Here is a 24,430-nt window from a genome sequence, read left to right on the forward strand (position 1 = left end):
AGGTCGTCCTCGAACCTCTATATGAGGGACAGCGGTGCGCCACGCAACCAGGCGCGCAGCGACCCGCCGGAAGCCCTTGATTACGCCGGCTTTCCCTGCCACAGGCTGAGTATGTCCGACACCGCTGTTCCGGCCGACGCGCCGTCCTCGACCCCGTCTTCGCTCGCCCATGAAGTGGCGCGGCGGCGCACCTTCGCGATCATCTCGCATCCCGACGCCGGCAAGACCACGCTGACCGAAAAGCTGCTGCTGTTCGGCGGCGCGATCAATCTCGCCGGTCAGGTCAAGGCCAAGGGCGAGCGCCGCAACACCCGGTCGGACTGGATGAAGATCGAGCGCGACCGCGGCATCTCGGTGGTCACCTCGGTGATGACCTTCGAGTTCGAGAACCACGTCTTCAACCTGCTCGATACGCCGGGCCATGAAGACTTTTCGGAAGACACCTACCGGACCCTCACTGCGGTCGACAGCGCCGTGATGGTGATCGACGCCGCCAAGGGCATCGAGGCGCGGACGCGAAAGCTGTTCGAGGTCTGCCGGCTGCGCGACATCCCGATCATCACCTTCATCAACAAGATGGACCGTGAAAGCCGCGACACCTTCGACATCCTGGATGAGATCGAGAAGACGCTGGCGCTCGACACCACGCCGATGACCTGGCCGGTCGGCCGCGGCCGCGATTTCCTCGGCACCTACGACGTGCTGACCGGCGGCATCCGCCTGCTCGAAGGCGGCGGCGCCAAGACCGGAGCGGCCGAGCAGATCGATATCGACGACCTCGGCAAGCGCAACCCCAATCTCGACGTCGCCGCGGTGAAAGAGGAGCTGGCGCTCGCCACCGAGGCCTGCAAGCCGTTCGACCTCGAGGCCTTCCGCGAAGGCCATCTGACGCCGGTGTATTTCGGCTCGGCGCTGCGCAATTTCGGCGTCGGTGATCTCTTGCAAGGGCTCGGCCGCTACGCGCCGCCGCCGCGCGCCCAGGAGTCGAACCTGCGCAAGGTCGAGGCCGACGAGCCGAAGATGAGCGCCTTCGTCTTCAAGATCCAGGCGAACATGGATCCCAATCACCGGGATCGCATCGCCTTCGCCAGACTTTGCTCCGGCAAGCTGACGCGCGGCATGAAGGCCAAGCTGGTCCGCACCGGCAAGAACATGAGCCTGTCGGCGCCGCAATTCTTCTTCGCGCAGGACCGCTCGGTGGCCGACGAAGCTTTCGCCGGCGACGTCGTCGGCATTCCCAATCACGGCACGCTGCGGATCGGCGACACGCTGACCGAGGGCGAGGACGTCACCTTCGTCGGCGTGCCGAGCTTCGCGCCCGAAATCGTCCGCCGCGTCCGGCTCGGCGACGCGATGAAGGCCAAGAAGCTGAAGGAAGCGCTGCAGCAGATGTCCGAAGAGGGCGTCGTGCAGGTGTTTCGCCCGCGCGACGGCGCGCCCGCTTTGGTCGGCGTCGTCGGCCCGCTGCAGCTCGACGTGCTGAAGGCGCGGCTCGAAGCCGAGTATCAGCTCCCGGTCGACTTCGAGGTCTCCGAATTCCAGCTCGCGCGCTGGATCTCGGCCGAGGACCGCAAGAAGCTTGACACCTTCATCACCACCAACAATTCCTCGATCGCCGACGACGTCGACGGCGACCCGGTGTATCTGGCCAAGAACGAATTCTATCTCGGTTACACCCGCGACCGCGCCGAAGGCATCGTGTTCTCGGAGATCAAGGACGTGAAGAAGGTGGCGTGAGGCGAGGGCGCTCGCACCGTTTCATGATGCATCATTGCAGATGGCTCGCTTCGGCTAGTAGAGCTTCTGATAGCCCGGTTAATTCGTCGCCTTTACTTTGCCCACCGTCGTCATCCCCCGCGAATGCGGGGGACCCAGTATCCCAGAGCGCCGATTGATTGCACCGGCAGCACACAAGCGCTCTGCAATACTGGGTCGCCCGATCAAGTCGGGCGATGACGTCGTGCTTGGAGACGATGCCTCGATCTGCACGGCCGCCGGCGCCATCTCGCAGCCGGCAATCTCCCGGCCGCTCAGCTCAAAAATAACAGCTTCAAACAGCCACGCCTCCGCAGCCTCGCGGCGCGAAGCGCCCGAGCTTTGCCAGGAGCGCCGCCCCGAAAATGAGGGGCGGCGGCGCGCCGCAAAGCGCGGCGTTGGTAGTGTCGCGATCCGGCTATCGCCAGCGCGAGCGGCGAGAGCGTGGACCGCGCGTCGCCTTGCGGCGCGCCACCCCGGCGATTATGGGCGAGGGGACCGTTCTTCCGGGGACGTGGCCGGAGCGCCTTAGCGCTCCATCCCGGCGGTTTCCCGCCGTTCGCCTGTCCCGCGTCCAGCCGGCATGAGCGGCAGGGCCCCGTAGTGGGCCCGGACGGGAACCCCAAGCCTCCGGGAGCGAGGCTGCGAACCCCGCGCGCGGACGCCGTATCCCGCTCCGCCTCGCAAGCGCCCTCGAGAAGCGCCCCTCGCGAACGGGATGAATAGGAATATAGTCAAATCGCGCTAATTGTCAAGACCCGTGTTCGCATGAGTTCCTCGGGTGAGTTTCTATATGCTTGCATCTTTTGGTTGTTGCGTCATCTTGTCGGCCGCCTTTTATCAGACAGAGTGATGTGAATGCCTGCCGAGGAAGTCAAAGATAGCCCGCAGCATCAGGCTTATGTAGACAAGCAGGATGCCCTAATCCGAAACACGCTCGACGAGATGCAGTGTCAGCCGGTGTTTTTCATCGGTTCGGGATTCTCTCGAAGGTACTTTGGGGCGCCCGGTTGGATTGAATTGCTCAAGCTTGCTGCTGGCCGGATCGGAATGGATGACGACGAATTTAACTATCTCCTCCAGAAGAATGGAGGTGAGGCCATCCCTCTAGGGCAGGTTCTTCAGGAAAGAGTATTTGAGTGGGCATGGAAAAAAGGAAAAGCAAGATTCCCCAAGGCCTACTTTGAAGCGGGGACGCCGCAAAGTAATTATTTGAAATTTCTAGCTTGCGACCTGATTTCACAGGTGATGCCCAGTAAAGCGAAGATTGCAAAGTTGCCGCGCGCTGAGGAGTTGCTCTTATTAAAGACCACTAATCCTCATGCAATTATAACGACGAACTACGACAATTTTCTCGAGAGTTTGTTTGATGGTTACGATCCCATTGTGGGTGAACAAGTCATCCGTTCAAACTTGAATATGGTTGGCGAAATATTCAAGATTCATGGCAGTACGGATGACCCTTCCACAATAGTGCTGACTGAAGATGATTACAGAAACTATCGGCACAAGAAAAAATACATATCTGCAAAACTTCTGACTTATTTGGCTGAGCATCCCGTCTTCATCTTTGGGTATGGCTTCGGAGATCCAAACGTAACCGACATTATCGAGGATGTCGCTGAGATCATCGGGGGCGCTGAGAGGTTTATCAAGAATATCTTCTATGTGCAGTGGCGGGACTCTCCCAAGCTCGATGAACTGAGAGAGGAATACGTAGTTGGTAGCGGCGAGCGGCAATATAGAGTACGAGCGATCGTGGCTGGCGACTTCGGGTGGATCTATAAGGCCATTGCACAGGAGCGAGAGTTAGGGGCAGTCAACACGCGCGTCCTCCGTGCAATGGCTTCAAGGATGTATCGCCTGATCAGAACGGACATTCCGAGGAAGAAATTCGAGGTCGATTATGATACTCTTGAAAATGTTGTCGGCTCAGACAAGGAACTTCCCAGAATTCTAGGCTTGGTGGAGGCGAATAATGCTAATCTGACCCACCCGTTCGTTCTCACGCAAGTTGGTCAGCAGTTAGGATACCCTCTTTGGCATGGGGCGCATCGATTGATAAGAAAGATTGCGGAAGACAAGGGTGTCAACATCATGGAAACTGATAATTGCTATCATTGTGCTGTTAAAACGGGTCAAAAATCGGTTTCTCATAAGTATTCCAAGGAGGCCGTCTCGCTTCTAGAAAAAGTGCGGGATGGCATTGATTACACCTTACGAATTTGATGTCTCCACAATCTTCTTGATATTCCCCAATCCCAACTCCGCTTCCGTGCTCATGCGCTCCACCATCTCCGCCGTCGGCGGCTTCGGGCGGGCAGGGTTGCGGAGGATGCGGGTGAAGGTGGTGCCACCCGCGGTCGCTTCGAACGTGTAGTGCACCATCACCGGGCCCATGAAGCTGGTCTGGGTCAGGCCGATCCACAGGGTCGGGCGGTCGCAGGCGATGACCAGCCAGTCGAGGTCGACCGGGCCGGTGCGGGTCGACCAGTGTTCGTGGAAGGTGTCGCCGAAGCCCATCGGGCGATCGTCGCAATCCAGGGCGTGCGAGGAGGGCAGCCATTCGGGCCACGACTTCGGGTTGGTGACGTAGTCGAACACGGTCTCGGGCGGTGCGGCGATGTCGATGGCGTGGCGGATTTCGAAGGGATGCGTCTGCGTGCGTGAACGGTCGGTGGTCATGGCGTTTCCCGGATGGCGCGTTGGCCCGCGCGCGGTTTCGTTGGCGGCAGTTTAGGCGAGCGGCTTCGCCGCCGCCATGCCCGGAGTCCGGTGCGCCTCGATGCCGGTCGCGCCGATGCGGCGGGGACCCGCGGCTGACGACGTCAGCTTGCAACCAGCCCCGCGACGAACACTCCGCACGCTACAGTCGACGCGCTCGTCCGAACATGATTCCACCACGTCCAGTCGCGCACGTAGCTGGTCCACAAATCGGCCGCCGCTGCGCTCGCCGGATCGGCGCGGTCCAATGCGTTGTTGAGTGGCACGTTGCGGACCATCGTTACGATGAACATGCCGAGGACGTAGATCGCGCCGCCGGCGATCATCGCCGTGGCGCCGGGCGCGTCCCAGTGCAGCACGCCCAACGCCGCCAGCACGGTCGCGGCCAGCGTGGTGCCGAAGAACAGCGGCATGAACGGCGAGCGGACGATGTCGGTGTTGATGGCGGTCATCGCCGCGATGCCGGATGATGGCGGCAGCCGCGCCAGCGAGGTCATCACGAAGGCCGAGAATGCGAAGTACACACCGGCCATCAGGCCGCAGCCGATCGCGGCGAACCACAACAGCATGGTGACGAGACTCTGCGTCATGGCGGGAACCTGCTTCGGGGTGCGGCCGGGGCAAGACGAATGCATCGCGCCGGGGATTTCAACTCGGCACTTCATCGCAGCCTGGAATTGGTCTGCAAGCGCCGCGTCGCCTGGCGCTGCACCTTCACCCCGCCGCCGACGTCTGCCAGACTTCCTGGCGAATCGATCTGCGCACTGTCCGCTGTTGCATGCAGGCGCGGAGCATGGGGACATTTGAGAATGCCGGGACTTGGATTGCGACGCGGCCGAGTGTTGATCACGCTGGCCGCGGGGACGGCGTTGCTGGCGGCGATGGCGCCGCAGGCCCACGCGCAGGGGCTCGTTCAGGGCGTGCAGCAGGGCGCGCGCGAGGGCAACAAGGCGGCCGGGCCGGTCGGCGGGGTGCTGGGCGGGGCGATCGGCGGGGTGGTCGGGGTCGTCGGCGGGGTGCTCGGCGGCGTTACCGGCCAGAACGGTCGGAGCGCGGCCGGCCCGGTGCGGCCGCGGGCCGCGCCGGCGACCCAGACCGAACCGCCGCGCAACGCCCGCGAGGCGCGCAAGCAGGCGAGGGCGGCCAAGGCCGCGCAGGCCAAGGGCAAGGCGGCGCCGGCGGCCGCGGTGCCCGCGGAACTCACCGCCGAGCAGATCGTCGCCGATTCCGACGCCAATATCGAACGCATCAAGCGTGAGCTGAACCTCACGCCGGAGCAGGAGAAGCACTGGGGCCTGTTCTCCAGCGCGATGCACTATCTCGGCCAGCACGGCGCCGAGCGGCTCGCTCTGCGCAAGGCGCGGGCGCAGCGCGATCCGCCGGACGACATCGTCGAGCAGATGCGCAACGAGGCGCAATTCCTGTACGACCGGGGCGCCGACCAGCGCGCCGTCGCAGACGCTGCGGAGCCGCTGTTTGCGACCCTCGACGACAAGCAGAAAGCGATCTTCGTCACAGAAATGGTCCGGCTCAGCACGGAGCGCGGGCTGGACTGATGCTCAAATCGGCGTCGTCTTGTGTGATCTCGTTCGATTTCAGGACATTGAATCGTGTCCCGCGTGACACAAAAGCCACGACCGCGGGCAATCCCGCCTGGATGGCGCAGAAAATGGTACCGTAGCGCGAACGTTCTCAGCAAAATCCCGACGAATTAGCTCATGCACGAGCCATCGGTTTCGATCGCATTTGATTTCGGGGTGCTGCGTGACGTTACGAACCACCATGTTGGGTCTGCTGGCGGCGATGGGTGTCGCCGCGTCGGGCGCTTCCGCACAGCAAAGTGCGGTGAAACCCGTCCCCGCATCGGCGGTTCAGCCGGATTACGATGCGCTGTTCGCGCAGATGTATCAACGGCCGTCCGATCTCGACGTCAGCTTCAAATTCGCCCACGAGGCGGTTGCACGCGGCGACTACGAAGCAGCAATCGGCGCGCTCGAGCGCATGCTGTTCTTCAATCCGGATCTGCCCCGGGTGAAGCTCGAACTCGGCGTGCTGTATTTCAAACTTGCCTCCTACGAGATCGCGCGCGGCTATCTGCTCGACGCCATCAAGGGCAGCAACGTCCCGGCCGACATCCGTGCTCAGGTGATGGCCTATCTGTCGGAGATCGACCGACGGCTAGCGCCCTACGAATACAGCGTCTTCATGCATTCCGGCATGCGCTACCAGACCAACGCCAACATCGGCCCGAACGATCTGCAGGTGCGCGCGCTCGGCCAGGATGCAATTCTCGACCCGCGCTTCGGCAAGAAGCCGGACTGGAACGCCTTCCAGTCGGTCGCGGCGGCTTACGCCTACAAGCTCAATCTGCGGGGCGACGCGATCGAGACGACTTTCCTCGGCCTGAACTCGCGGCAGATGACACAGCGCCAGTTCAACCTCGGCTTTATCGAGGTCACGGCCGGCCATCGCGTCGGGCTGGGGCAGGACTCCTCGTTCAAGTACTACGCGATCGGCGACAAGGTCTGGCTCGGCGACTACAGCTACTTCAACGCGCTCGGCGGCGGCCTGTCGGCGCGCACCCAGATCGGCGGCCTCGGCCTGGTCGAGGGCTATGTCGAAACCCGGCATCGCCGCTTCAGCGACTCGAACTACTTCCCGACCGCCAGCGACCAGAGCGGCGACCTGTTGACGGCGGCCATCCTGACGGATTTCCGCTGGGGCGGGGTGCATTGGACGACGCGCGCGGGCTTCGACAGCAACAAGGCGGTCGCCGACTACAACAGCTACAAGCGCTATTCGATCGACGTCGCACTGCCGATCGAGTTCGTGCTGCCGGTGTTCGGCGCGCCGCGCGCTTTCGTGTTCGCGCCGACCGCGGGCTTCAGCCAGGCCAGCTACGACGCACCGAACTTCATCGTCGATCCGGTGATCGTCCGCCGCGACCAGGAATATCGCTACGGCGCGATCTTCGATGCGCAACTCGTCGACAATATCGGCCTGCGCACCCAGGTGACCTACACCAAGATCGACTCCAATCTGCCGAACTACCGCACCGACAATCTGTCGGCCTCGGTCGGCCCGACGCTGCGGTTTTGAGGGGATGGCGATGCGAATGATTAGACCCACTTCCCTCCGCCGTCATGCCCGGCCTTGTGCCGGGCATCCACGCCTTGCAGAGACAGCGGCGTCAAAGGCGTGGATGGCCGGGACGAGCCCGGCCATGACGAAGGCGGTGGTGAGCGTCGGCCGCAGCGCGTTCGCCGCGCTCATCGTCGCCTTGCTCGGCAGCAGCGCGCTGGCGCAGGAGGTCGGCAAGGCGTCGGCGGTGAATCCGAACGCGACCGCGAACATGCGCACCATCGCGATCGGCTCGTCGATCACCCACAAGGAGCGGATCCAGACGACCTCCGCTGGTTCGGTGCAGCTGCTGTTCGTCGACAAGACCTCGATGACGATCGGGCCGAACAGCGATCTGACCATCGACGAATACGTCTACGACCCGAACGCCGGCCGCGGCAAGCTGGCGGCGACGCTCGGCAAGGGCGCGTTGCGGTTCGTCGGCGGCCAGATCAGCCATAGCGGCGACGCCGAGATCAAGACCGCGTCGGCGACGGTCGGCATCCGCGGCGGCGTGGCGCTGATCGGCGTCGGGCACGTCTATGCCGGCTACGGCGCCCTGACGGTGTCGGCAGGCGGCACCACGGTGTCGCTTGGAGCCGGGGAATACACCGCGTTGCAGCCGGGGCAGGGCCCGTCGCCGCCCGGTCCGCCGCCACCTAATTTTGTGCTGAGCCAAATCCAGCTGTTCCAGAGCGGTAGCGGCCAGAGCGGCGGTGTCGCGCGCGGCACCGCGTCGCCGGCCAATGTCCGACGCGCCGAAGCACGCGCCACCGGCACGCCGGGCGGTTCGGTCGCGGGTTCGCTGACGCCTTCGCCGCCGCCGCCACCACCGCCGCCGCCGGTCGCATCAACGCTGACCCAGACGATCCAGACCTCGACCCAGCAGGCCGCGGTGCAGCAGCAGATCGATCAGCGGCCGACGCCCAATCCGCCGCCGCCTCCACCGCCACCGCCGGATCCGCGTCCGTCGTTGTCGCTGTCCGGGTTCGTCACCGGCCTGATGAGAACGTTCGTCAATGATTCAGAGAGCGGTCCCTCAACGGGCCTGATCGGGGGCACGGCGACTGTCGCGCTCGACGGGACCTCAGGGCGGATGCAGGCCAACTTCAACGGTCAGGTCGCGCATCCGCCGGACTCGGCCTATCTGCCGTCCGACTTCTCCTATCAGTTCGGCTCGACCGATCCGGCGCTCGACCCGCAAAGCGTCTATGCCGACTACAATAATTTCGGCGGCAGCGCCGCGCATGACAAGACCGGCAAGCCATTGTCGACCATCAACGGGATGGCGATCACCAACCACACCGCCGCGATGATCACGGTGACTCCCGAGACGGCACGGATGCTGTCCGCGGAGAGTGGTTCGACCGCCACCACCTTCTGCGAATGCGACTACACGCGCTGGGGCCTGTGGACCAGCCAAAGCACTCAGGGGCCTTATCTCGACAACGCGCTCGGCTTCTGGGTCGCGGGCCGTCCGACGACGGTCGCCGAGGTGCCGACCTATGGCGTAGCGACCTATAACGGTCACGTCATAGCCAATATCGACAATAACGGCGCCAACTACGTGGCGTCGGCCGATTTCAGCAACACGGTGAATTTCGGCTCGCGCACCGGCCAGGTGACGGTGACCGGGCTGGACAGCACCAACTACGTCGGCCAGGTGCAGTTCATGCAGGACCCGCGCAATTTCGTTGGCTCGCTCGCCGGAAACACCGGTGACAGACAGATGGCGCTGACCGGCAGCTTCTTCAGAGGCGTATCGAGCCCGGTGGGCGAAATGGGTGGCGCGGTGGCGCTCACCGGTACCAACTATCTCGGCTCCGGGATTTTCGCCGCGAAGATGAAGTAATCGCCCCGGCGGTGGGCCAGCGCGGCTCAAAAACGATGCGCCACCGGGCCGGCATGACCGGAAACCGCAGCGGCTTGCTGCCCGGCCGGCCTGACGCCGGGTGGCACGTAGCGGGCGATCGAGGTCGCTTCGGCGTTGCTGGCAGGGTCGACCAGTTCGATCGACACCGACAGCTTGTCCGCCGATGGCGTGACCGATCGGATCGTGGCCGGTTGATCACCGATCGCGCGCCTGGCGGCGACCGTGGTGGCCGCGTGGCGGCCGGCTTCGGTGGAATGATCGCTCGCGGCGAGGGCGTGGACGCCGGCGATAGCGGCCTCGTCGGCAATCTGCTGGAGATGCGGATGGCCGTGGGCGCGAGCCATGAACGCGTAGATGGCGATCGCGACCAGCGGCAGCATTGCCAGGGCGAGGAGCGAACCAAGTCGCTCGGCCGGGGATTCCCTTCGCAGCATCGCCTCGCTCCCTCATCGCCTCGTCGCCAGGACTGTCGCGGTCATGCGGCGAAAGCAGTGGCCAGACCCGGCAGATCTTCCTAACATCGCGACCTCTGTTGTTGCGGTCCGGAATCATCCGGCCCGTCGTTGCTACCTCAACGTTCGATTGCATGAACCGGTTCCGTCTTCATCATGGCTCGTGGTTCGGACGGCGGCGCGGCGGCCGGCTGTGCGGTGCGTCAAATCGGGGTGAGCTATGCGGCGTCTGAGCCGTGGAGCGCATCCGCTGCGCAGCCGTGCGGCGGCCGCCTGGGTGCGGTTGCGGCGGCTCGGGCGCAGCAAGTCGGTCAGGGCCGTCGCCGCGGCGTTGGCGACGCTGATGCTGCTGACCGCGCTCCGCGCCTACGATCCGCGCATCGTCAACGAAATCAAGGAGCGCGCCTTCGACGCCTATCAGCGGCTGTCGCCGCGGCCGGTGGCCGATCTGCCGGTGCGGATCGTCGACATCGACGAGGCCTCGCTCGCGGCGTTCGGGCAGTGGCCGTGGCCGCGGACGCGGCTGGCGGCGCTGACCAGGCGGCTCGGCGAACTCGGCGCCGGCGTGGTGGCTTATGACATCATCTTCTCCGAGCCGGACCGCACGACGCCGGGCCGGCTCATCGGCGAACTCGGCACCGCCGATCTGCCCGACCGCGATCTCACCATCGCGCTGCTCAAGAGCCTGCCGGATCACGATACGACCTTCGCACAGGCGATGCAGACGACGCCGACCGTGCTCGGTTTCGCGGCCAGCCGCGTCCCGAACACGTCGCGGCCGACGGTGAAGACCGGGCTGGCGGTGGTCGGTGTGACGCCGACGCAGGTTCTGCCGGCGTTCCGCGGTGCGGTGTCGAATCTGCCGCTGCTCGATCAGGCCGCCGCCGGCATCGGCGCCATCAACCTGTCGGCGCGCGACAGCGCCGGCGTGGTGCGGCGGCTGCCGATGCTGATGTCGGACGGCACGCAGATCTACCCGAGCCTCGCCATCGAGGCGCTGCGCGTGGCGCAGAACCAGAAGGGCATCGTGGTGCGCGGCACCGGCGCCAGCGGCGACGCCGACACCGGCCGCGCCGCGCTGGTCGACATGCGGGTCGGCCAGTTCAAACTGCCGCTGACGCGCGACGGCGAAGTCTGGGTCTATTATCACCGCGAGCAGCCCAGCCGCACCATGTCGGTCAAGGATGTGCTCGATCCGGCGAAGGATGCCGAGATGCGCGAGCGGCTGGAAGGCACGATCGTGCTGGTCGGCACCTCGGCCTCCGGCCTGCTCGACGCCCGCGCCACGCCGCTCGGGCAGGTGATCCCGGGCGTGGCGATCCAGGCGCAACTGATCGAGCAGATCATCGCGCAGGATTTCATCGAGCGGCCCGACTGGGCGGACGGCTTCGAGATCGTGCTGACGCTGCTGCTCGGCACGCTGGTGACGGCGCTGCTGCTGATCGCCGGCGCCCGGTTCTCGCTGATCGCCTGCGGCGTGGTGTTCCTCAACGCGATCGGCGGTTCTTGGATCGCATTTTCGCATTTCCGGCTGCTGATCGATCCGGTGTTTCCATCGCTGGCGACGCTGGCGACCTACGTGGCGGTCGAGCGCGTGCTGCACGTCGCCTCGGTGCGCGAAAAAACCTTCGTCCGCCAGGCGTTCGGGCAGTACCTCGCGCCGGCGCTGTTGGCCAAGCTCGAACAATCGACGGAGCCGATGCGGCTCGGCGGCGAGACCCGCGATGTCAGCGTCATGTTCATGGACGTGCGCGGCTTCACGCCGATCTCCGAAACGCTGAGTGCGACCGAGCTGGTCGATTTCATCAACACGCTGCTGTCGCCGCTGTCGGACGCGATCCAGGATGAACTCGGCACCATCGACAAATATATCGGCGACTCCATCATGGCGTTCTGGAACGCTCCCGTGGACGTCCCGGATCACGCCACGCGCGCCTGTCGGGCCGCGCTGAAGATGCGGGCGGTGGTCGAGCAGCTCAACGACGCCGACGCGTTCGGCTTCGCGGCGCGCGGGCTCACCGATCCGCTGGTGCGGATCGGTGTCGGCATCAACACCGGCTCCGCCTGCGTCGGCAATATGGGCTCGGCCAAGCGTTTCAACTACTCGGCGATGGGCGACGTGGTCAACGTCGCGGCGCGGATCGAAAGCGCCTCGAAGGAATTCCGCAGCGACTTGCTCGTCTCCGAAGACGTCGCGCGCGCCGCGCCCGGCCTGGCGCTGCTCGAGGCCGGCGAGATCATGCTGAAGGGCAAGTCCAAGCCGACGCGGCTCTACGCGCTCGCCGGCGACGAGGCACTCGCCGGCACGTCGCGGTTCGCCGCCCTCAAGCAGACCCACACCGCGCTGCTCGCGGCGCTCAAGGCCGGCGATGCGGTCGGCGGTCGGTCCGCACTCGAGCGCTGTCGCGTCCATGCTGGGCCGGCGTTGATCGGGTTATACGATCATTTCTACAGACGTTTAGTATAAGGAAGCATTTCAAGTGAAAATAGGCATTTCTCGAATCTTCCGAGGGCTGGCTCTCGGCTGTCTTGTCACGTTCTTCAATGCTTCTTGCGAGGCTTCGTCCCAGACATTATCACCAGACCAATTATCACATCTGCGCGAAATGATCCGTGGAGATATCAAGCCAAAGTTCGATGAGGATGCTCGGAAGCTGAGATATCTGGCAATCCAAAATGACGTAAAGTCGAACGCGCTTCGCTTAGCAATTCAAGGTCTGCAGACTAATTACTACAATCTATCGTATATTATGTATTCTTGCTTCATTTCCAGCTTAGCGACAACAGTGGATGACATCGACCCTTGTCGTAAGAAAAAAATCGTTGCGATGGCGAAGACGTCGGGGTTGGCTGAGTATAGCGTCGCCCGTGAAAAATCCGGACGCTGTGAGATGGGGGCTCGAATCTTTGAGGCTGAAGTAGAGTTTCCGCCTTTTGAGTTCCTAGCATTTGATGGAAATAGTCTTTTTGATTTCGACAAGCTGAACCGCTGTCTCTTAGAGTAGGTTATCCATATATTAGGAGCCAATCTTGGCTCGTAAACAAATGCTTCTTTGAGGATCGGCGGCGTCGGTTTCTCGATGTCCGTCCGAGTTATCCGCGCGCGGCAGTGTGAAGCTGAAGACGGTGCCGCCTTCGGCTGGAGTCGATGCGGTGATCGAGCCGCCGTGGGCCTGGACGATGGTCTGCGAGATCGACAGGCCGATGCCCATCCCGTCGGCCTTGGTGGTGGCGAAAGGCTGGAACATCCGGTCGTTGATCTGAGCGTCGAGGCCGGGACCGGTGTCGGAGACCACGATCTCGACCATGCCGCTCGCGGCCGGACGGCTGGAGATGCGCAGCCGGCGCTCCGGTTCGTCACGCATCGCCTCGAAGGCGTTTCGGATCAGGTTGAGAAACACCTGCTGCACCTGGACCTTGTCGACCAGCACACGATCGGCCGTCGGATCGAGCGCCAGCGAGACGTCGACCGGACGGTCGCGCGTCACGACCGAGGCGAGCGACAATGCGTCCTCAGCGATGGCCCGCAGGCTTTCGATGCTCTTGTCGGTCTCGCCGCGGCCGACGAAGTCGCGCAGCCGCTGGATCACCGCGCCGGCGCGCAGCGTCTGCTGCGCCGCCTTGTCGAGCGCCGCGCCGATCTTGGCCTTGTCGGGATGGCTGCTGGCCTCGATCAGCCGACGCGAGCCCTGCACGTAGTTGGTGATGGCCCCGAGCGGCTGGTTGAGTTCGTGCGCCAGCGCGCTGGACATTTCGCCCATGGTGCTGAGCCGCGCCACCCTCATCAACTCGGCCTGCAGGCTTTGCAGCCGCTGGTCGGCCTCCTGCTGACGCGCGGCGGCGCGCTGGTGCTCCAGCAGAAACGCTGCGATCGCCGCGCTGGCGACGGCGAGGATCAGCAGGCAGGCGGTGATCAACGCGGCTGCGAGACTTTCGCTGTCGTGCTTGAGCATCCGCTCGGTCAGCAGCGCCTGTTCGACGCGGGTGAATGCCGTGAGACTCGCTTCGACACGCTCGGTCAGCCGGTCGGTGCGGGCCTGTTCGAGAATGTCGAGCGCCTCACGCATCCGCTCCGGGCCGAGTTCGACGACACGGCCGAGTTGAGCGGTGCGCATATCGACATACAGCCGCAATTCGTCGACGCGCGCGACATGGGCGGAATTGTCGCCGACCAGCGCCCGCAGACTGTCGAGCCGCGACCCCAGCGAGTCGTGGGCGTGGCGATAACCGTCGCTGTAGCTGTCGATGCCGGTCAGGAGGTAGCCGCGCTCGTTGGTTTCCGCTTCGAGCACGGCACGCTGGATACCGGAGAGCGACAGCAGCACGTCGTTGGTGTGCTGCACCCAGGAGAAGCTGTCCCGCAGCCGCATCAGATTCAGGAACAGCGCGCCCGCGATCACGATGAACAGCAGCAGGGTCGCGCCGAGCAGGAGCGGCGCGTGGGTGGCAGTTGCAAGTGGTTTGCGGGTCATTGGCATCATCGGAACAGTGCCCGACTACCCTAGGTCGCGCACTGACAAAGCTCAATGTGCGGGACCTGTTGCGGCGGAGACCCACGCCGCCGAAGCCGCTCGGCGGTTTGCTCAAGTCGCGGAGACTCCACCGGAGCGCGCGCCAGCGACATCAACGACTTGCTCGACGGTATCGGTAACGGAGTGGGGAGCCTGCAGGCCGCCGACGGCAACTCGTCGATGTTTCCCGCAACCAGCACAGATTCACGACCACAACCGGCGCCGACTGGCTGACGGCGAACGATCTTGCCCTCGTCGTCGAGGAGGTGCCGTTCTCGAACGGCGTGGCGACGCCCTGCGCTTTCGCGGCAGATCGCGTGACGCATCCACGCCAGAATAGGATTCTCAAGTCGTGTCGAGTTCATTGCGAAGGCACGGCGCTGAATAAAACAGCAACGATCGAGGTCATCAGCTGACTTCGTTTCCGCGCCGCGCACGCATGTCTCCTATGCTTTGACTTGGCGCTGGCCTGTCTGGACAATCCGTAAGGTCGTACCGCGGCGGTACGGCTGAAGGCGTCTGCGCGGCGCCGGGGAGGTGATGGCGGCGATGGTGAGTTCGGGTGGGGCACGCGACACGAGTCAGGAAGCGAGCCATCTCGCAACCGACGTTCTGATCATCGGAGCCGGCGGTGCCGGCATGTATGCGGCGCTGGAGGCTGCGCGCGAGGGCGCGTCCGTGCTGCTGGCGGACCGCAGCCTGATCGGTCGCGGTGGCGCTACGGTGATGGCGCAGATGACCGTCGCGGCGGCGCTCGGCGAACAGACGCCGGATCATTGGGAGCATCATCTGGCCGACACGCTGACGGCCGGCCGCGGACTTTGCAATCCAAGCCTCGCGGCGCTGCTGTGCGAGGACGGGCCACATCGTTTGCGCGAGATGGACGTCTGGAAGGTCGGCTGGGCGCGCGAGGACGGTCATATCAAGCAGGCTCAGGCGCCGGGCCACGATCGTCCGCGCTGCGCCTATGTGGATTTTCTCTCCACCGGTCCCGCCGTGTCGCGAACGTTGCGGACGCAGCTCAACGGCGCCAGCGGCATCCGGCGGGTCGGCGATCTGGCGATCATCGATATCGCCGTGCACGATGGCGTGGCCTGCGGCGCGACAGCGCTGCATCTCACCACCGGTGAGATCGTGACGATCGCCGCCAAAGCGGTGGTGATCGCGACCGGCGGGCTGACACGGCTGTATCGTCGTAACAGTGCGTCGTCCAACATGGGGGGAGACGGCTACGCGCTGGCGCTGCGCGCCGGTGCCGAGCTGATCGACATGGAGTTCGTGCAGTTCTTTCCGATCGGGCATCTGGCGCCGCGGCTGGTCGGCATGGACCCGATCATGTGGGATCCATTCCGCTACAAGCTCGGCGGCAAGCTGCTGAATGCGCAGATGCGCGAATTTGAGCAAGACTACGCGACCCGGGACACGCGCAGCGACGGCCGCTACGTGCTCACCCGGGATCTCGCCACCTACGCGATCACCAAGGAAGTCGAAGCCGGACGCGGCAGTCCGGCCGGTGGTGCGTATCTTAGTTTCCAGCACGTTCCCGAGGCCGACATTCGTCGCGCTTTCGGTCCGGTGGTCGATCGGCTCGCCGCCAACGGCATCGATCTCGCGCGTGCGCCGGTCGAGGTCGCGCCGATCGCGCACTATCACATGGGCGGCGTTCGCGTCGACACCGAGCTCGCAACCGGCGTGCCTGGCCTCTATGCCTGCGGCGAGGCGGTCGGCGGCGCCAACGGTGCCAATCGGCTGTCGGGCAACGCGATTACCGAAGCCTTCGTGTTCGGTGCGCGGGCCGGCCGCAATGCGGCGCGGCGAGCCGCGAAAATGTCGCTGGCGTGGTCGCCCGAGGCCGCGCGGCCGTCGATGGAATTACTAGGCGGCGCAGGGTCGGAGCCGCGGGCCAACCCCGCGGCGCTGATCGCGCAGTTGCAGGCGCTGATGGCGGACCTCGTCGGCCCGTTCCGGACCGAGGACAAGCTTCGCCGAGCGATCGCCGGGCTCGACGCGCTGAAGCAGGAAGTCGGCGCAGGCCCATTTGCGGCTCCGCGCGGCTATGACGCCGAACTGGTCGACTGGCTCGATTTGCGCAACATGGTGATGGTCGCCCAATCGGTTGCGCTGCCCGCGTTGGCGAGGACCGAAAGCCGCGGTGCGCATCAGCGCGAGGATCACCCGGGCCTCGACGAGGCGTGGACCATCAATCAGACGATCACCTTGTCGGGCGGCGAACTGAGCCTGACCCGCAGCGCGCCGCCGAGCGGAAAGGTCGCGGCATGAAAGCGACGCTGCAAATTCAACGCGGCGGCCCCGGCGAAGCGCCGCGGGTCGAAAGCTTCGACGTATCGTTCGAGGCGGGCCAGTCGGTGCTGGACGGATTGCGCGCGCTGCGCCTCACCGCCGATGCGACGCTGTCGTTCCGCTACTCGTGTATCAATGCCAACGCCTGCAAAGAATGCATGATGCTGATCGACGGCGACGTCGACTACGCCTGCACGGTCCGCCTCAAGGAGGGCGTGACCGCGCTGGCGCCGTTGCCGAAGAAGACACTGGTGCGCGACCTCGTCACCGAGATCGCGCCGCCCGACGAGCGGCTATACGGGCGATCCGGATAGTCGGGTCGCTCAAGCCATCGCCATCTCGGCCTGCCGGGGCGGAAATGGCCGGAACGCGGCGAGGATCAGCATCGCGGTGATGCCCATGCCGCAGGCGGCAAGATACATCGGCGCGTAGCTGCCGAACTGATCGTAGATCATGCCGCCGACCAGTGGGCCGGTCGACATGCCGAGACTGCCGGCCATGCCGATGCCGCCCATGATGGTGCCCATCATCCGCAGCGGGAAGTTCTCGCGGATAATCACGGCGTAGAGCGGCATCGTGCCGGCGTAGATGAAGCCGACCACCACGGCCACCGTGTAGAAGCCGCCGAGCCCGCTGACGAACGCGTAGGACATCACGCCGAACGCCTGCGCCAGCAGGCCGAGCACCAGCACGCGTTGCGCGCCGAAGCGATCGCCGGCGACGCCGAAGCCGATCCGGCCGAACATGCCCGACAGTCCCTCGACGCTGTAGATCGACACCGCGGCGATCATCGGGATGCCGCAGGTGACCGCGTAGCTGACGGTGTGGAAGATCGGGCCGGAATGCGTTGCGCAGCAGAAGAAGTTCGCCAGCAGCAGCGTAGCGAATTGCGGCGAGCGCACCGCCGTCGCCAAGGTCATCTCGGCTTGCGGCGTATCGGCGCCGAGCGCGGAGCCGCCGTCCAGCGCCGGCGGGCGACGCACCAGCAGCGCGGCGGGGATCATCAGCGTTGCGGCGATCGCCGCAACGATCAGCATCGCGCCGCGCCAGTCGGTGACGGTCAGCAGCCAGGCGGCGAGCGGCGCCATGGTCAGCGGCGCCATCCCCATGCCGGCCGAGACCAGCGACACGGCGAGGCCGCGCTGGGTATCGAACCAACCGGTGACGCAGGCCATCATCGGGGCGAACACCGCGGCCGTTGCGGCGCCGACCAGCATCCCGAACAGCAACTGGAATTCGATCAGTGAGCTGGCGCGGCTGGCCAGCGCGAGGCTCGCCGCCAGCACTGCGGAGCCCGCGAGCACGACCGGGCGCGGTCCGAACCGGTCGGAGAGATTGCCCCAGGCCATGCTGGCCGCCGCCATCGCCAGAAAGCCGATCGTCATCGCGGTCGAGATGCCGGTGACCGACCAGCCGGTGTCGGCCGCCATCGGCTGCAGGAAGACGGGGAGGGAAAACATCGCCCCGACCGCGACGCAGCCGAGCAGGCCGCCGGCGGCGACGATCACCCAACGATAGGGATGGTTCATGTGTCGTCTCCGATAGGCTCGGCGATTGGTCGAAGCAGTGCGACCGTCGTCGTCGCCTCAGGCGGCGGGCTGGGTGTTGATCATCCACGGGATGCCGAAGCGGTCGATCAGCGAGCCGAAACCCGGCGACCAGAACGTCGGAGCGAACGGCATCATCACCCGGCCGCCTTCGGACAGCCGTTCGTGCCAGCGTTGGGCTTCGGCCTGATCGGTGGTGTGCAACGTGACGTCGAAGCCGTTCTTCGGCTGGGCGATGTTCGGAGCCCAGCCGACGTCCATGTCGGCGCCCATCAGCGACTGATCCCCCACCTCGAGCCAGCAATGCATCAGCCAGGTCTTATATTTCGGATCGGTGATCGGCATGTCCGGCGGCGCGTCGCTGTATGGCATCGCGGCGGTGATCTTGCCGCCAAGCACCTCGGCGTAGAATTCGAAGGCTTCCCGGCATTGACCCTGAAAGCTGAGGCTGGTGACGATCTTCATATGGTGTCTCCCTTGATCCGCCAGACGAGGACGGACTCGCTGCACATGCCTGCGCGAGTTCCTTCAAGACGGATCAGCGTAACGAGACCCGACACGGCTGCTCGATTTTTTTGGTCGTTTTTTCCGGGGGCGCCCTGGTCGGCACCGCCTTGCGCCGTCCCGGCGCTACGCGGTGACGCGGACGACGACCTTGCCCAGCGCCTCGCGGCCCGCGAGCGTGCGGAAGGCCTCGCGGAAGTCGGCGAGATCGTACACCTGACCGACCGGCGGCTGCAGCCGGCCTTCGCTCAGCAATCGGAACAGCTCGGCGTTGACGCGCCGATAAGCCTCCGGTTCGCGGCGCGGCACCTGGGCGAGATCGACGCCGGTCAGCACGCCGCCTTTCAGCAGCGGCAGATTGAAAGGCAGCGCCGGGATGCTTCCGGCGGCGAAGCCGACCACGACGTGGCGGCCGTTCCAGGCGATCGAGCGGAAGGCCTCGATCGAGACCGGGCCGCCGACCGGATCGATAATGACGTCGCAGCCATGGCCATCGGTGAGCGCTTTGAGTTCGTCGCGCCAGTCGGTGCGCGTGTAGTCGATCGCCGCGTCGGCGCCGAGCCCGACAGCGAAGTCGCGCTTCGCCGCGGTGGAGGCCGCCGCGATCACGCGCGCGCCGAGAATTTTGCCGAGCTGGATCGCGGCCGATCCAACGCCGCCGGCCGCACCGAGGACGAGCAGTTGCTCGCCTGCCGCAAGCCTGGCGCGCTCGGTCAGCGCATAGTGAGCCGTCAGGTAGTTGGCGCGAAACCCGGCGCCGACTTCGGGCGACACGCCGTCCGGGAGCGGCGTCACCGCGTCGGCCGGAACGACGACGTATTCGGCGAGCGCGCCGGAGCGCGTCATGCCCATCACCGCCATGCCCGGCTGGTAGGCGGCGACATCGTCGGCAGCGGCATCGATCTCGCCGGCGAATTCCGTTCCGGGTATGAAGGGCAGCGGATCCTTGGTCTGGTAACGCCCCTGCACCTTGAGACCATCGACGAAACCGATGCCGACGGCACGAACGCGGACGCGCACCGATCCGGGCGGGAGCGGCGGGACGGCGATATCCTGCAACGCGACCTGTTCGATGTCCGTGTAGGTTTCGACGACGACGGCTTTCATGGGATGGTGGGCCTCGCGTGATGGACAGATGAGAACATCGGCGTCTGTAGCGCGCCGGTGACATTGCCGCGCGGAGGGCGGCGGGACGAGCGTTGACCCATGCGTAGTTCTGTGCCGAGTTGTCGGTCAAGCGAAAAACTCGGCGTGCCATACGACGGAATTGAATGACCTGGCGGACGCCGGCGCGGCAACAGGGAAGGAACGAACGGATGAGTTACGATCAAACCATCACTCTCGGCGGCATGTTCGACATCGGCCTTGCGGCGCGTCGCGAGGTGCTCGGCGCCGACTATGTCGACAAGTCGCTGCAGTCGACCAATGACTTCATGATGGCGTTCCAGCACATCACCACGGAATGGTGCTGGGGCTATGCGTGGAATCGCCCGGGCCTCGACCGCAAGACCCGCAGCATGCTCAACCTGGCCATGCTCACCGCGCTCAACCGCGCGCCGGAAATCAAGCTGCACACCCGCGGCGCGATCACCAACGGGGTGACCGTCGACGAGATCAAGGAAGTGCTGCTGCATGCCACCGTGTATTGCGGCATCCCGGCCGGCCTCGACGCGTTCAAGGCGGCCAACGAGGTGCTCAAGGAGCTCGGCGAAGTCGAATAGGGAGACTCGCGCTGCGCACCGCGCGGAGCCGCGTTCGGCCTCGGCCCGGTGCCGGCAGGTGTCGCAGCGTTCAGTGCTGACTCGCCCGGTCGCAGAACTGCTCAGATCGTCACGACGATCTTGCCGACCGCGCGACGATCCGCGAGCAGATGGATCGCCTCGCCACCTTGAGCGAGCGGAAACCGCGCCGTCACGCCCGCCGAGAGCAGGCCGTTCTTGTACCAGAGCTGCAGCTCGGCCTTGTTGACCGCCAGTGCGTCCGGCTGCGTGAGCGTGAAGGTCCGCCAGTTGACGCCGAGCACGTCGCAATTCTTCAGCAGCGGCAGGTTGAGCGGCAGCGACGGGATGCCGGCGGTGAAGCCGAGCACACAGTAGCGGCCGCCGTCTGCGACGCAGCGGATCGCAGTGTCGGCAAGCCAGCCGCCGGCCGGATCGATCACCACGTCGGCGCCGGCTCCGACCGCCGCCTTGAGGCGCTGGCCGATCTCCTTGCGGTCCGCCGGCGCGCTCGCCGGATACAGCACGCCGTCTGCTGCGCCGTGCTGACGGGCGAAAGCGAGTTTGTCCTCGGACGATGCGGCCGCGATTACGCGTGCGCCGATGATACGCGCGACCTGCACCGCGGCGATGCCGACGCCGCCACCGGCGCCGAGCACCAGAACGGTCTCGCCGGGCTTCAACCGGGCGCGGTTGCGCAGCGCATAAAGCGCGGTCTCGAAGGTGAACTGCATCACCGCCGCATCGACGAACGACATGCCGTCCGGGATCGGCGCACAGCGCGCCGCATCGACCGCCGCCGCTTCGGCCATGCCGCCGGTGCCGATCCGCGCTGTGACGCGATCGCCGACGCGGAAGCCGGTGACGTCCGGGCCCAGCGCCGTCACGACGCCGGCGACCTCGGCGCCCGGCGCGAACGGACGCGGCGCCTTCACCTGATAGAGGTCCTGGATCATCAGCAGATCCGGATAGTTGACGCCGCAGGCCTTGATGGCGATCACGATCTGGCCGGGACCGGCGACCGGGGCCGGCAGCTCGAGCAGCTTCAGCGTCTCCGGTCCGCCCGGCTCGCAGCTCATCAATGCGCGCATCATGCGGCTCCTTCGATTGCGTCGTCTCCTGGGGTGGCCGGGATGCGGCGTCGGCGCAATGACCGGATCGACCGTTCCGGTTGGCGCCGGGCGCCAAGGTTACGCTGGCGAGCATGCGCCGGCGCCGCTATCCTGTGGGCATGCCGGACATCACCTCACGCCGAACCGGACCGCGCAAAGCGGTCTCATCCCGCTCTGCGATCGACACGGGATATGTCGGCCTCATTCTTAGTGGCGCGCGCGAAGCCGGGCTAGATCTCGATCGCCTGCTGGCGCGAGCCGGCATCCGGCCGGAGGAGCTGGAGCAGCCGGGCACGCGGCTGCCGCAGGATCAGTTCGCCCGCATGATCGCGCTGCTGACGCGGGTGACGCGCGACGAGCTGTGGCTGCTCGGCAGCCGACCGATCAAGCCGGGCACCTTCCGCATGATGTGCCGGCTGCTGATCCATTGCGGCAGCCTGCGGCAGGCGATCCGGATCGGCTGCCAATTCTATCATCTGGTGGTCGACGATTTCGTGGTGCGTCTCGCCGAGGGGGAGCACGACGCCTCGGTCTACGTCACCGACACGATCGAGCAGCCGAAGCGGCGGCGGATGGTCAATGGCGCGATCCTGATGTTCACCTACGGGCTGATGTGCTGGCTGGTCGGACGGCGGCTGCCGCTGATCACCGTGCACTACGTATTTCCCGAGGAGGCGTTCAGCTCCGAGCTCGAACCGGTGTACCGCGCGCCGATGCTGTTCGATCAGCCGCGCACCGAGATCCGGTTCGATGCCGAGCTGCTCGATCTGCCGATCATGCCGGACGAGCAGCGGCTGCGCCGTTTCCTGGCGTCGATGCCGAGCGCGCTGCTGGTGCGCTATCGCGACGACGCCAGCGTGGCGGAGCGCGTGCGCGGCATTCTGCGGCGCAATCTGAAGCGTACGCTGTCGTTCGAAGACGTCGCCGGGATGGTGGCGATGTCGCCGCAGACCTTGCGGCGGCGGTTGCTCGACGAGGAGCAGTGCGGCTTTCAGGAGATCAAGGATCAGGTGCGGCGAGACGTGGCCACGCACATGCTGAAGAAGTCGCGGCTGCCGCTGGAGGAGGTGGCGTTGTCGCTCGGCTTCTCCGAACTCAGCACGTTTCACCGCGCGTTCCGGCGCTGGACCGGAATGGCGCCGGGCGAATTCCGCGAGCGGCACGCCGCTAATCCCGCCATGCGGTCGGATTCAGCCAACTGAAATGGCGCGCACGGTCATTCAACGCGGCCGCTATTGAACAGATACTCCCCGCAATGGGCCGCTCTCAAGGCCGTTGATGGGGAAGATATGCCAACGCTACGTCAGTGGGCCGAACGCCATCCCGACAAGACCGCCGCGCTGATCGCGTTCACCGACGAGGCGATCAGCTATCGCGAACTCGATCGTCGCGCCAATGCGGTCACCCAGCTGCTGATGTGGATGGGATTATCCGCCGGCGACGGCATTGCGGTCCTGCTCGACAACGATCTGCGCTATTTCGAGCTGCTGTGGGGCGCGCGCCGTCATGGCGTGTACTATACGCCGGTGAGTACGCATCTGAAGCCGGAGGAGGCGGCCTACATCGTCCGCGACAGCGGCGCCAAAGTGTTCTTCGCCGGGGCGCGGTTCACCGAAGCGGTCAAGGCGCTGGAAGCCGATAATCCGCACGGCTGCACGATCTTCACGGTCGGCGAGGGCGGCAGCGGTCTCGATTACGTCAAGGAGCTCGCGAAGTTCGATCGCATGATCGAGATCCCGGATGGTCCGGTCGGCAAGGACTTCTTCTATTCGTCCGGCACCACCGGGCGGCCGAAAGGCATCAAGCAGCCGCTGTTCTCCAATCTGCGCCAGGCGCAGGCGTCCGGCGACTGGGTGCGGGAGAATTTCGGGTTCGACGATCACACCGTCTATCTGTCGCCGGCGCCGCTGTATCACGGCGCGCCGCTGCGCTTCACCATGCGGACGCTGGAGAGCGGCGGCACGGCGGTGGTGATGACGAAATTCGCCGCGGAGCCGGCGCTGGCGGCGATCGAGCGCTATCGCATCACTCACAGCCAGTGGGTGCCGACGATGTTCTTTCGCCTGCTCGGGCTGCCGGACGACGTCCGCGGCCGCTACGATCTGTCGTCGCACGTTTGTGCGATCCACGCCGCAGCGCCGTGCCCGCCGGAACTCAAGGAACAGATGATCGCCTGGTGGGGCCCGATCGTCTGGGAGTACTACGCCGGCTCCGAGCGCAACGGGGCGACCTGCATTTCGACCGCCGACTGGCTGACGCACCGCGGCTCGGTCGGGCGGGCCTGCGTCGGCACCATCCACATCCTCGACGAGGACCACAAAGAACTCGCCCCCGGCGAGATCGGCGACGTGTATTTCGACGGACCGACCTTCGTCTATCACAACGACCCCGACAAGACCGCGCGCTCGCGCAACGCGCAGGGCTGGTCGACGATCGGCGACGTCGGCTACGTCGACGCGGAGGGCTTTCTTTATCTCACCGACCGGCGCTCGCACATGATCATCTCGGGCGGCGTCAATATCTATCCGGCTGAAATCGAGAATTGCCTGGCGCTCAACCCGCTGGTCGCGGACGTCGCGGTGTTCGGCGTGCCGAACCTCGAATATGGCGAGGAGGTCAAGGCGGTCATCCAGCTCAAGGATCCGTCGCGCGCCACGCCCGCACTGGCACAGCAGCTGATGGCGTATTGTCGCGACCAGCTCTCTCACGTGAAATGTCCGCGTTCGATCGATTTCGAGGCGGAATTGCCGCGGCAGGAGAACGGCAAGCTGTTCAAGCACGTGCTCAAGCAGCGCTATCTCCAGCCGGCCTGA

20 protein-coding genes are annotated in these 24,430 nt (G+C 65.3%); 12 read left to right on the forward strand and 8 right to left on the reverse strand.

The annotated features are described in order from the left end of the window. Positions 1-111 precede the first annotated feature (111 nt). Positions 112-1,737: a peptide chain release factor 3 gene (locus tag LPW26_RS01885; protein ID WP_238732548.1), complete on the forward strand. Its 1,626-nt coding sequence runs from the start codon at positions 112-114 to the stop codon at positions 1,735-1,737. 876 nt (positions 1,738-2,613) lie between these two features. After that, a complete protein-coding gene (locus LPW26_RS01890) occupies positions 2,614-3,984 on the forward strand; it encodes an SIR2 family NAD-dependent protein deacylase (protein ID WP_238732549.1) in 1,371 nt (456 codons plus the stop codon). Here the strand turns inward: LPW26_RS01890 and LPW26_RS01895 are convergent. Then, on the reverse strand, positions 3,973-4,440 hold the full coding sequence (locus LPW26_RS01895; protein ID WP_238732550.1) for an SRPBCC family protein: 468 nt from the start codon (positions 4,438-4,440) through the stop codon (positions 3,973-3,975). The two genes, LPW26_RS01890 and LPW26_RS01895, sit on opposite strands and share 12 nt — an antisense overlap. Positions 4,441-4,583: 143 nt before the next feature. Continuing rightward, on the reverse strand, positions 4,584-5,069 hold the full coding sequence (locus LPW26_RS01900; protein ID WP_238732551.1) for an anthrone oxygenase family protein: 486 nt from the start codon (positions 5,067-5,069) through the stop codon (positions 4,584-4,586). A gap of 291 nt (positions 5,070-5,360) precedes the next feature. On the opposite strand from LPW26_RS01900, the gene LPW26_RS01905 reads away from it, so the two are divergent. From LPW26_RS01905 to LPW26_RS01915, 3 genes are all read left to right on the forward strand, one after another. After that, on the forward strand, positions 5,361-6,035 hold the full coding sequence (locus tag LPW26_RS01905) for a Spy/CpxP family protein refolding chaperone (protein WP_238732867.1): 675 nt from the start codon (positions 5,361-5,363) through the stop codon (positions 6,033-6,035). Between the two features lie 226 nt (positions 6,036-6,261). Beyond that, positions 6,262-7,578, forward strand: coding sequence for a tetratricopeptide repeat protein (locus LPW26_RS01910; RefSeq protein ID WP_249785010.1), 1,317 nt, complete (start codon positions 6,262-6,264; stop codon positions 7,576-7,578). Positions 7,579-7,702: 124 nt separating this feature from the next. After that, positions 7,703-9,451 carry a FecR domain-containing protein gene (locus tag LPW26_RS01915; protein WP_238732553.1) on the forward strand — a complete coding sequence of 583 codons (1,749 nt, stop codon included), beginning with the start codon at positions 7,703-7,705 and terminating at the stop codon, positions 9,449-9,451. 26 nt (positions 9,452-9,477) lie between these two features. On the opposite strand, the gene LPW26_RS01920 is transcribed toward LPW26_RS01915, so the two are convergent. After that, entirely contained in the window at positions 9,478-9,906 is a 429-nt protein-coding gene (locus LPW26_RS01920; RefSeq protein ID WP_238732554.1) for a hypothetical protein, read from the reverse strand. A 238-nt stretch (positions 9,907-10,144) separates the two neighbouring features. Here LPW26_RS01920 and LPW26_RS01925 point away from each other — a divergent pair, with 238 nt between their 5' ends. Further along, positions 10,145-12,391, forward strand: coding sequence for a CHASE2 domain-containing protein (locus tag LPW26_RS01925; RefSeq protein ID WP_238732555.1), 2,247 nt, complete (start codon positions 10,145-10,147; stop codon positions 12,389-12,391). 13 nt (positions 12,392-12,404) lie between these two features. Then, positions 12,405-12,929, forward strand: coding sequence for a hypothetical protein (locus LPW26_RS01930; RefSeq protein ID WP_238732556.1), 525 nt, complete (start codon positions 12,405-12,407; stop codon positions 12,927-12,929). A gap of 12 nt (positions 12,930-12,941) precedes the next feature. Here the strand turns inward: LPW26_RS01930 and LPW26_RS01935 are convergent, their stop codons facing one another. Continuing rightward, positions 12,942-14,396, reverse strand: coding sequence for a sensor histidine kinase (locus tag LPW26_RS01935; protein WP_238732557.1), 1,455 nt, complete (start codon positions 14,394-14,396; stop codon positions 12,942-12,944). Positions 14,397-14,975: 579 nt separating this feature from the next. Here LPW26_RS01935 and LPW26_RS01940 point away from each other — a divergent pair. Beyond that, positions 14,976-16,715 (forward strand): FAD-dependent oxidoreductase, encoded by a 1,740-nt coding sequence (locus LPW26_RS01940; protein WP_238732558.1) that lies wholly within the window; start codon positions 14,976-14,978, stop codon positions 16,713-16,715. Then, entirely contained in the window at positions 16,712-17,050 is a 339-nt protein-coding gene (locus LPW26_RS01945; protein WP_238732559.1) for a 2Fe-2S iron-sulfur cluster-binding protein, read from the forward strand. The genes LPW26_RS01940 and LPW26_RS01945 overlap by 4 nt, the downstream gene beginning before the upstream one ends. A gap of 9 nt (positions 17,051-17,059) precedes the next feature. On the opposite strand, the gene LPW26_RS01950 is transcribed toward LPW26_RS01945, so the two are convergent. The 3 genes from LPW26_RS01950 to LPW26_RS01960 form a co-directional block, all read right to left on the reverse strand. Then, positions 17,060-18,265, reverse strand: coding sequence for an MFS transporter (locus LPW26_RS01950; protein WP_238732560.1), 1,206 nt, complete (start codon positions 18,263-18,265; stop codon positions 17,060-17,062). 57 nt (positions 18,266-18,322) lie between these two features. Next, positions 18,323-18,748, reverse strand: coding sequence for a VOC family protein (locus tag LPW26_RS01955; RefSeq protein ID WP_238732561.1), 426 nt, complete (start codon positions 18,746-18,748; stop codon positions 18,323-18,325). Positions 18,749-18,913: 165 nt separating this feature from the next. Then, a complete protein-coding gene (locus tag LPW26_RS01960) occupies positions 18,914-19,894 on the reverse strand; it encodes an NADPH:quinone oxidoreductase family protein (protein ID WP_238732562.1) in 981 nt (326 codons plus the stop codon). Positions 19,895-20,103: 209 nt separating this feature from the next. Here LPW26_RS01960 and LPW26_RS01965 point away from each other — a divergent pair, with 209 nt between their 5' ends. Further along, positions 20,104-20,508, forward strand: coding sequence for a carboxymuconolactone decarboxylase family protein (locus LPW26_RS01965; RefSeq protein ID WP_238732563.1), 405 nt, complete (start codon positions 20,104-20,106; stop codon positions 20,506-20,508). Positions 20,509-20,609: 101 nt separating this feature from the next. Here the strand turns inward: LPW26_RS01965 and LPW26_RS01970 are convergent, their stop codons facing one another. Next, entirely contained in the window at positions 20,610-21,596 is a 987-nt protein-coding gene (locus LPW26_RS01970; RefSeq protein WP_238732564.1) for an NADPH:quinone oxidoreductase family protein, read from the reverse strand. Positions 21,597-21,709: 113 nt separating this feature from the next. Between LPW26_RS01970 and LPW26_RS01975 the strand changes: the two genes are divergently transcribed. Together LPW26_RS01975 and LPW26_RS01980 are read left to right on the forward strand one after the other, a co-directional pair. Further along, positions 21,710-22,819, forward strand: coding sequence for an AraC family transcriptional regulator (locus LPW26_RS01975; RefSeq protein WP_238732565.1), 1,110 nt, complete (start codon positions 21,710-21,712; stop codon positions 22,817-22,819). 87 nt (positions 22,820-22,906) lie between these two features. Then, entirely contained in the window at positions 22,907-24,430 is a 1,524-nt protein-coding gene (locus LPW26_RS01980; RefSeq protein WP_238732566.1) for an acyl-CoA synthetase, read from the forward strand.

This window comes from Rhodopseudomonas infernalis (genome assembly GCF_022271405.1).
Classification (GTDB): domain Bacteria; phylum Pseudomonadota; class Alphaproteobacteria; order Rhizobiales; family Xanthobacteraceae; genus Rhodopseudomonas; species Rhodopseudomonas infernalis.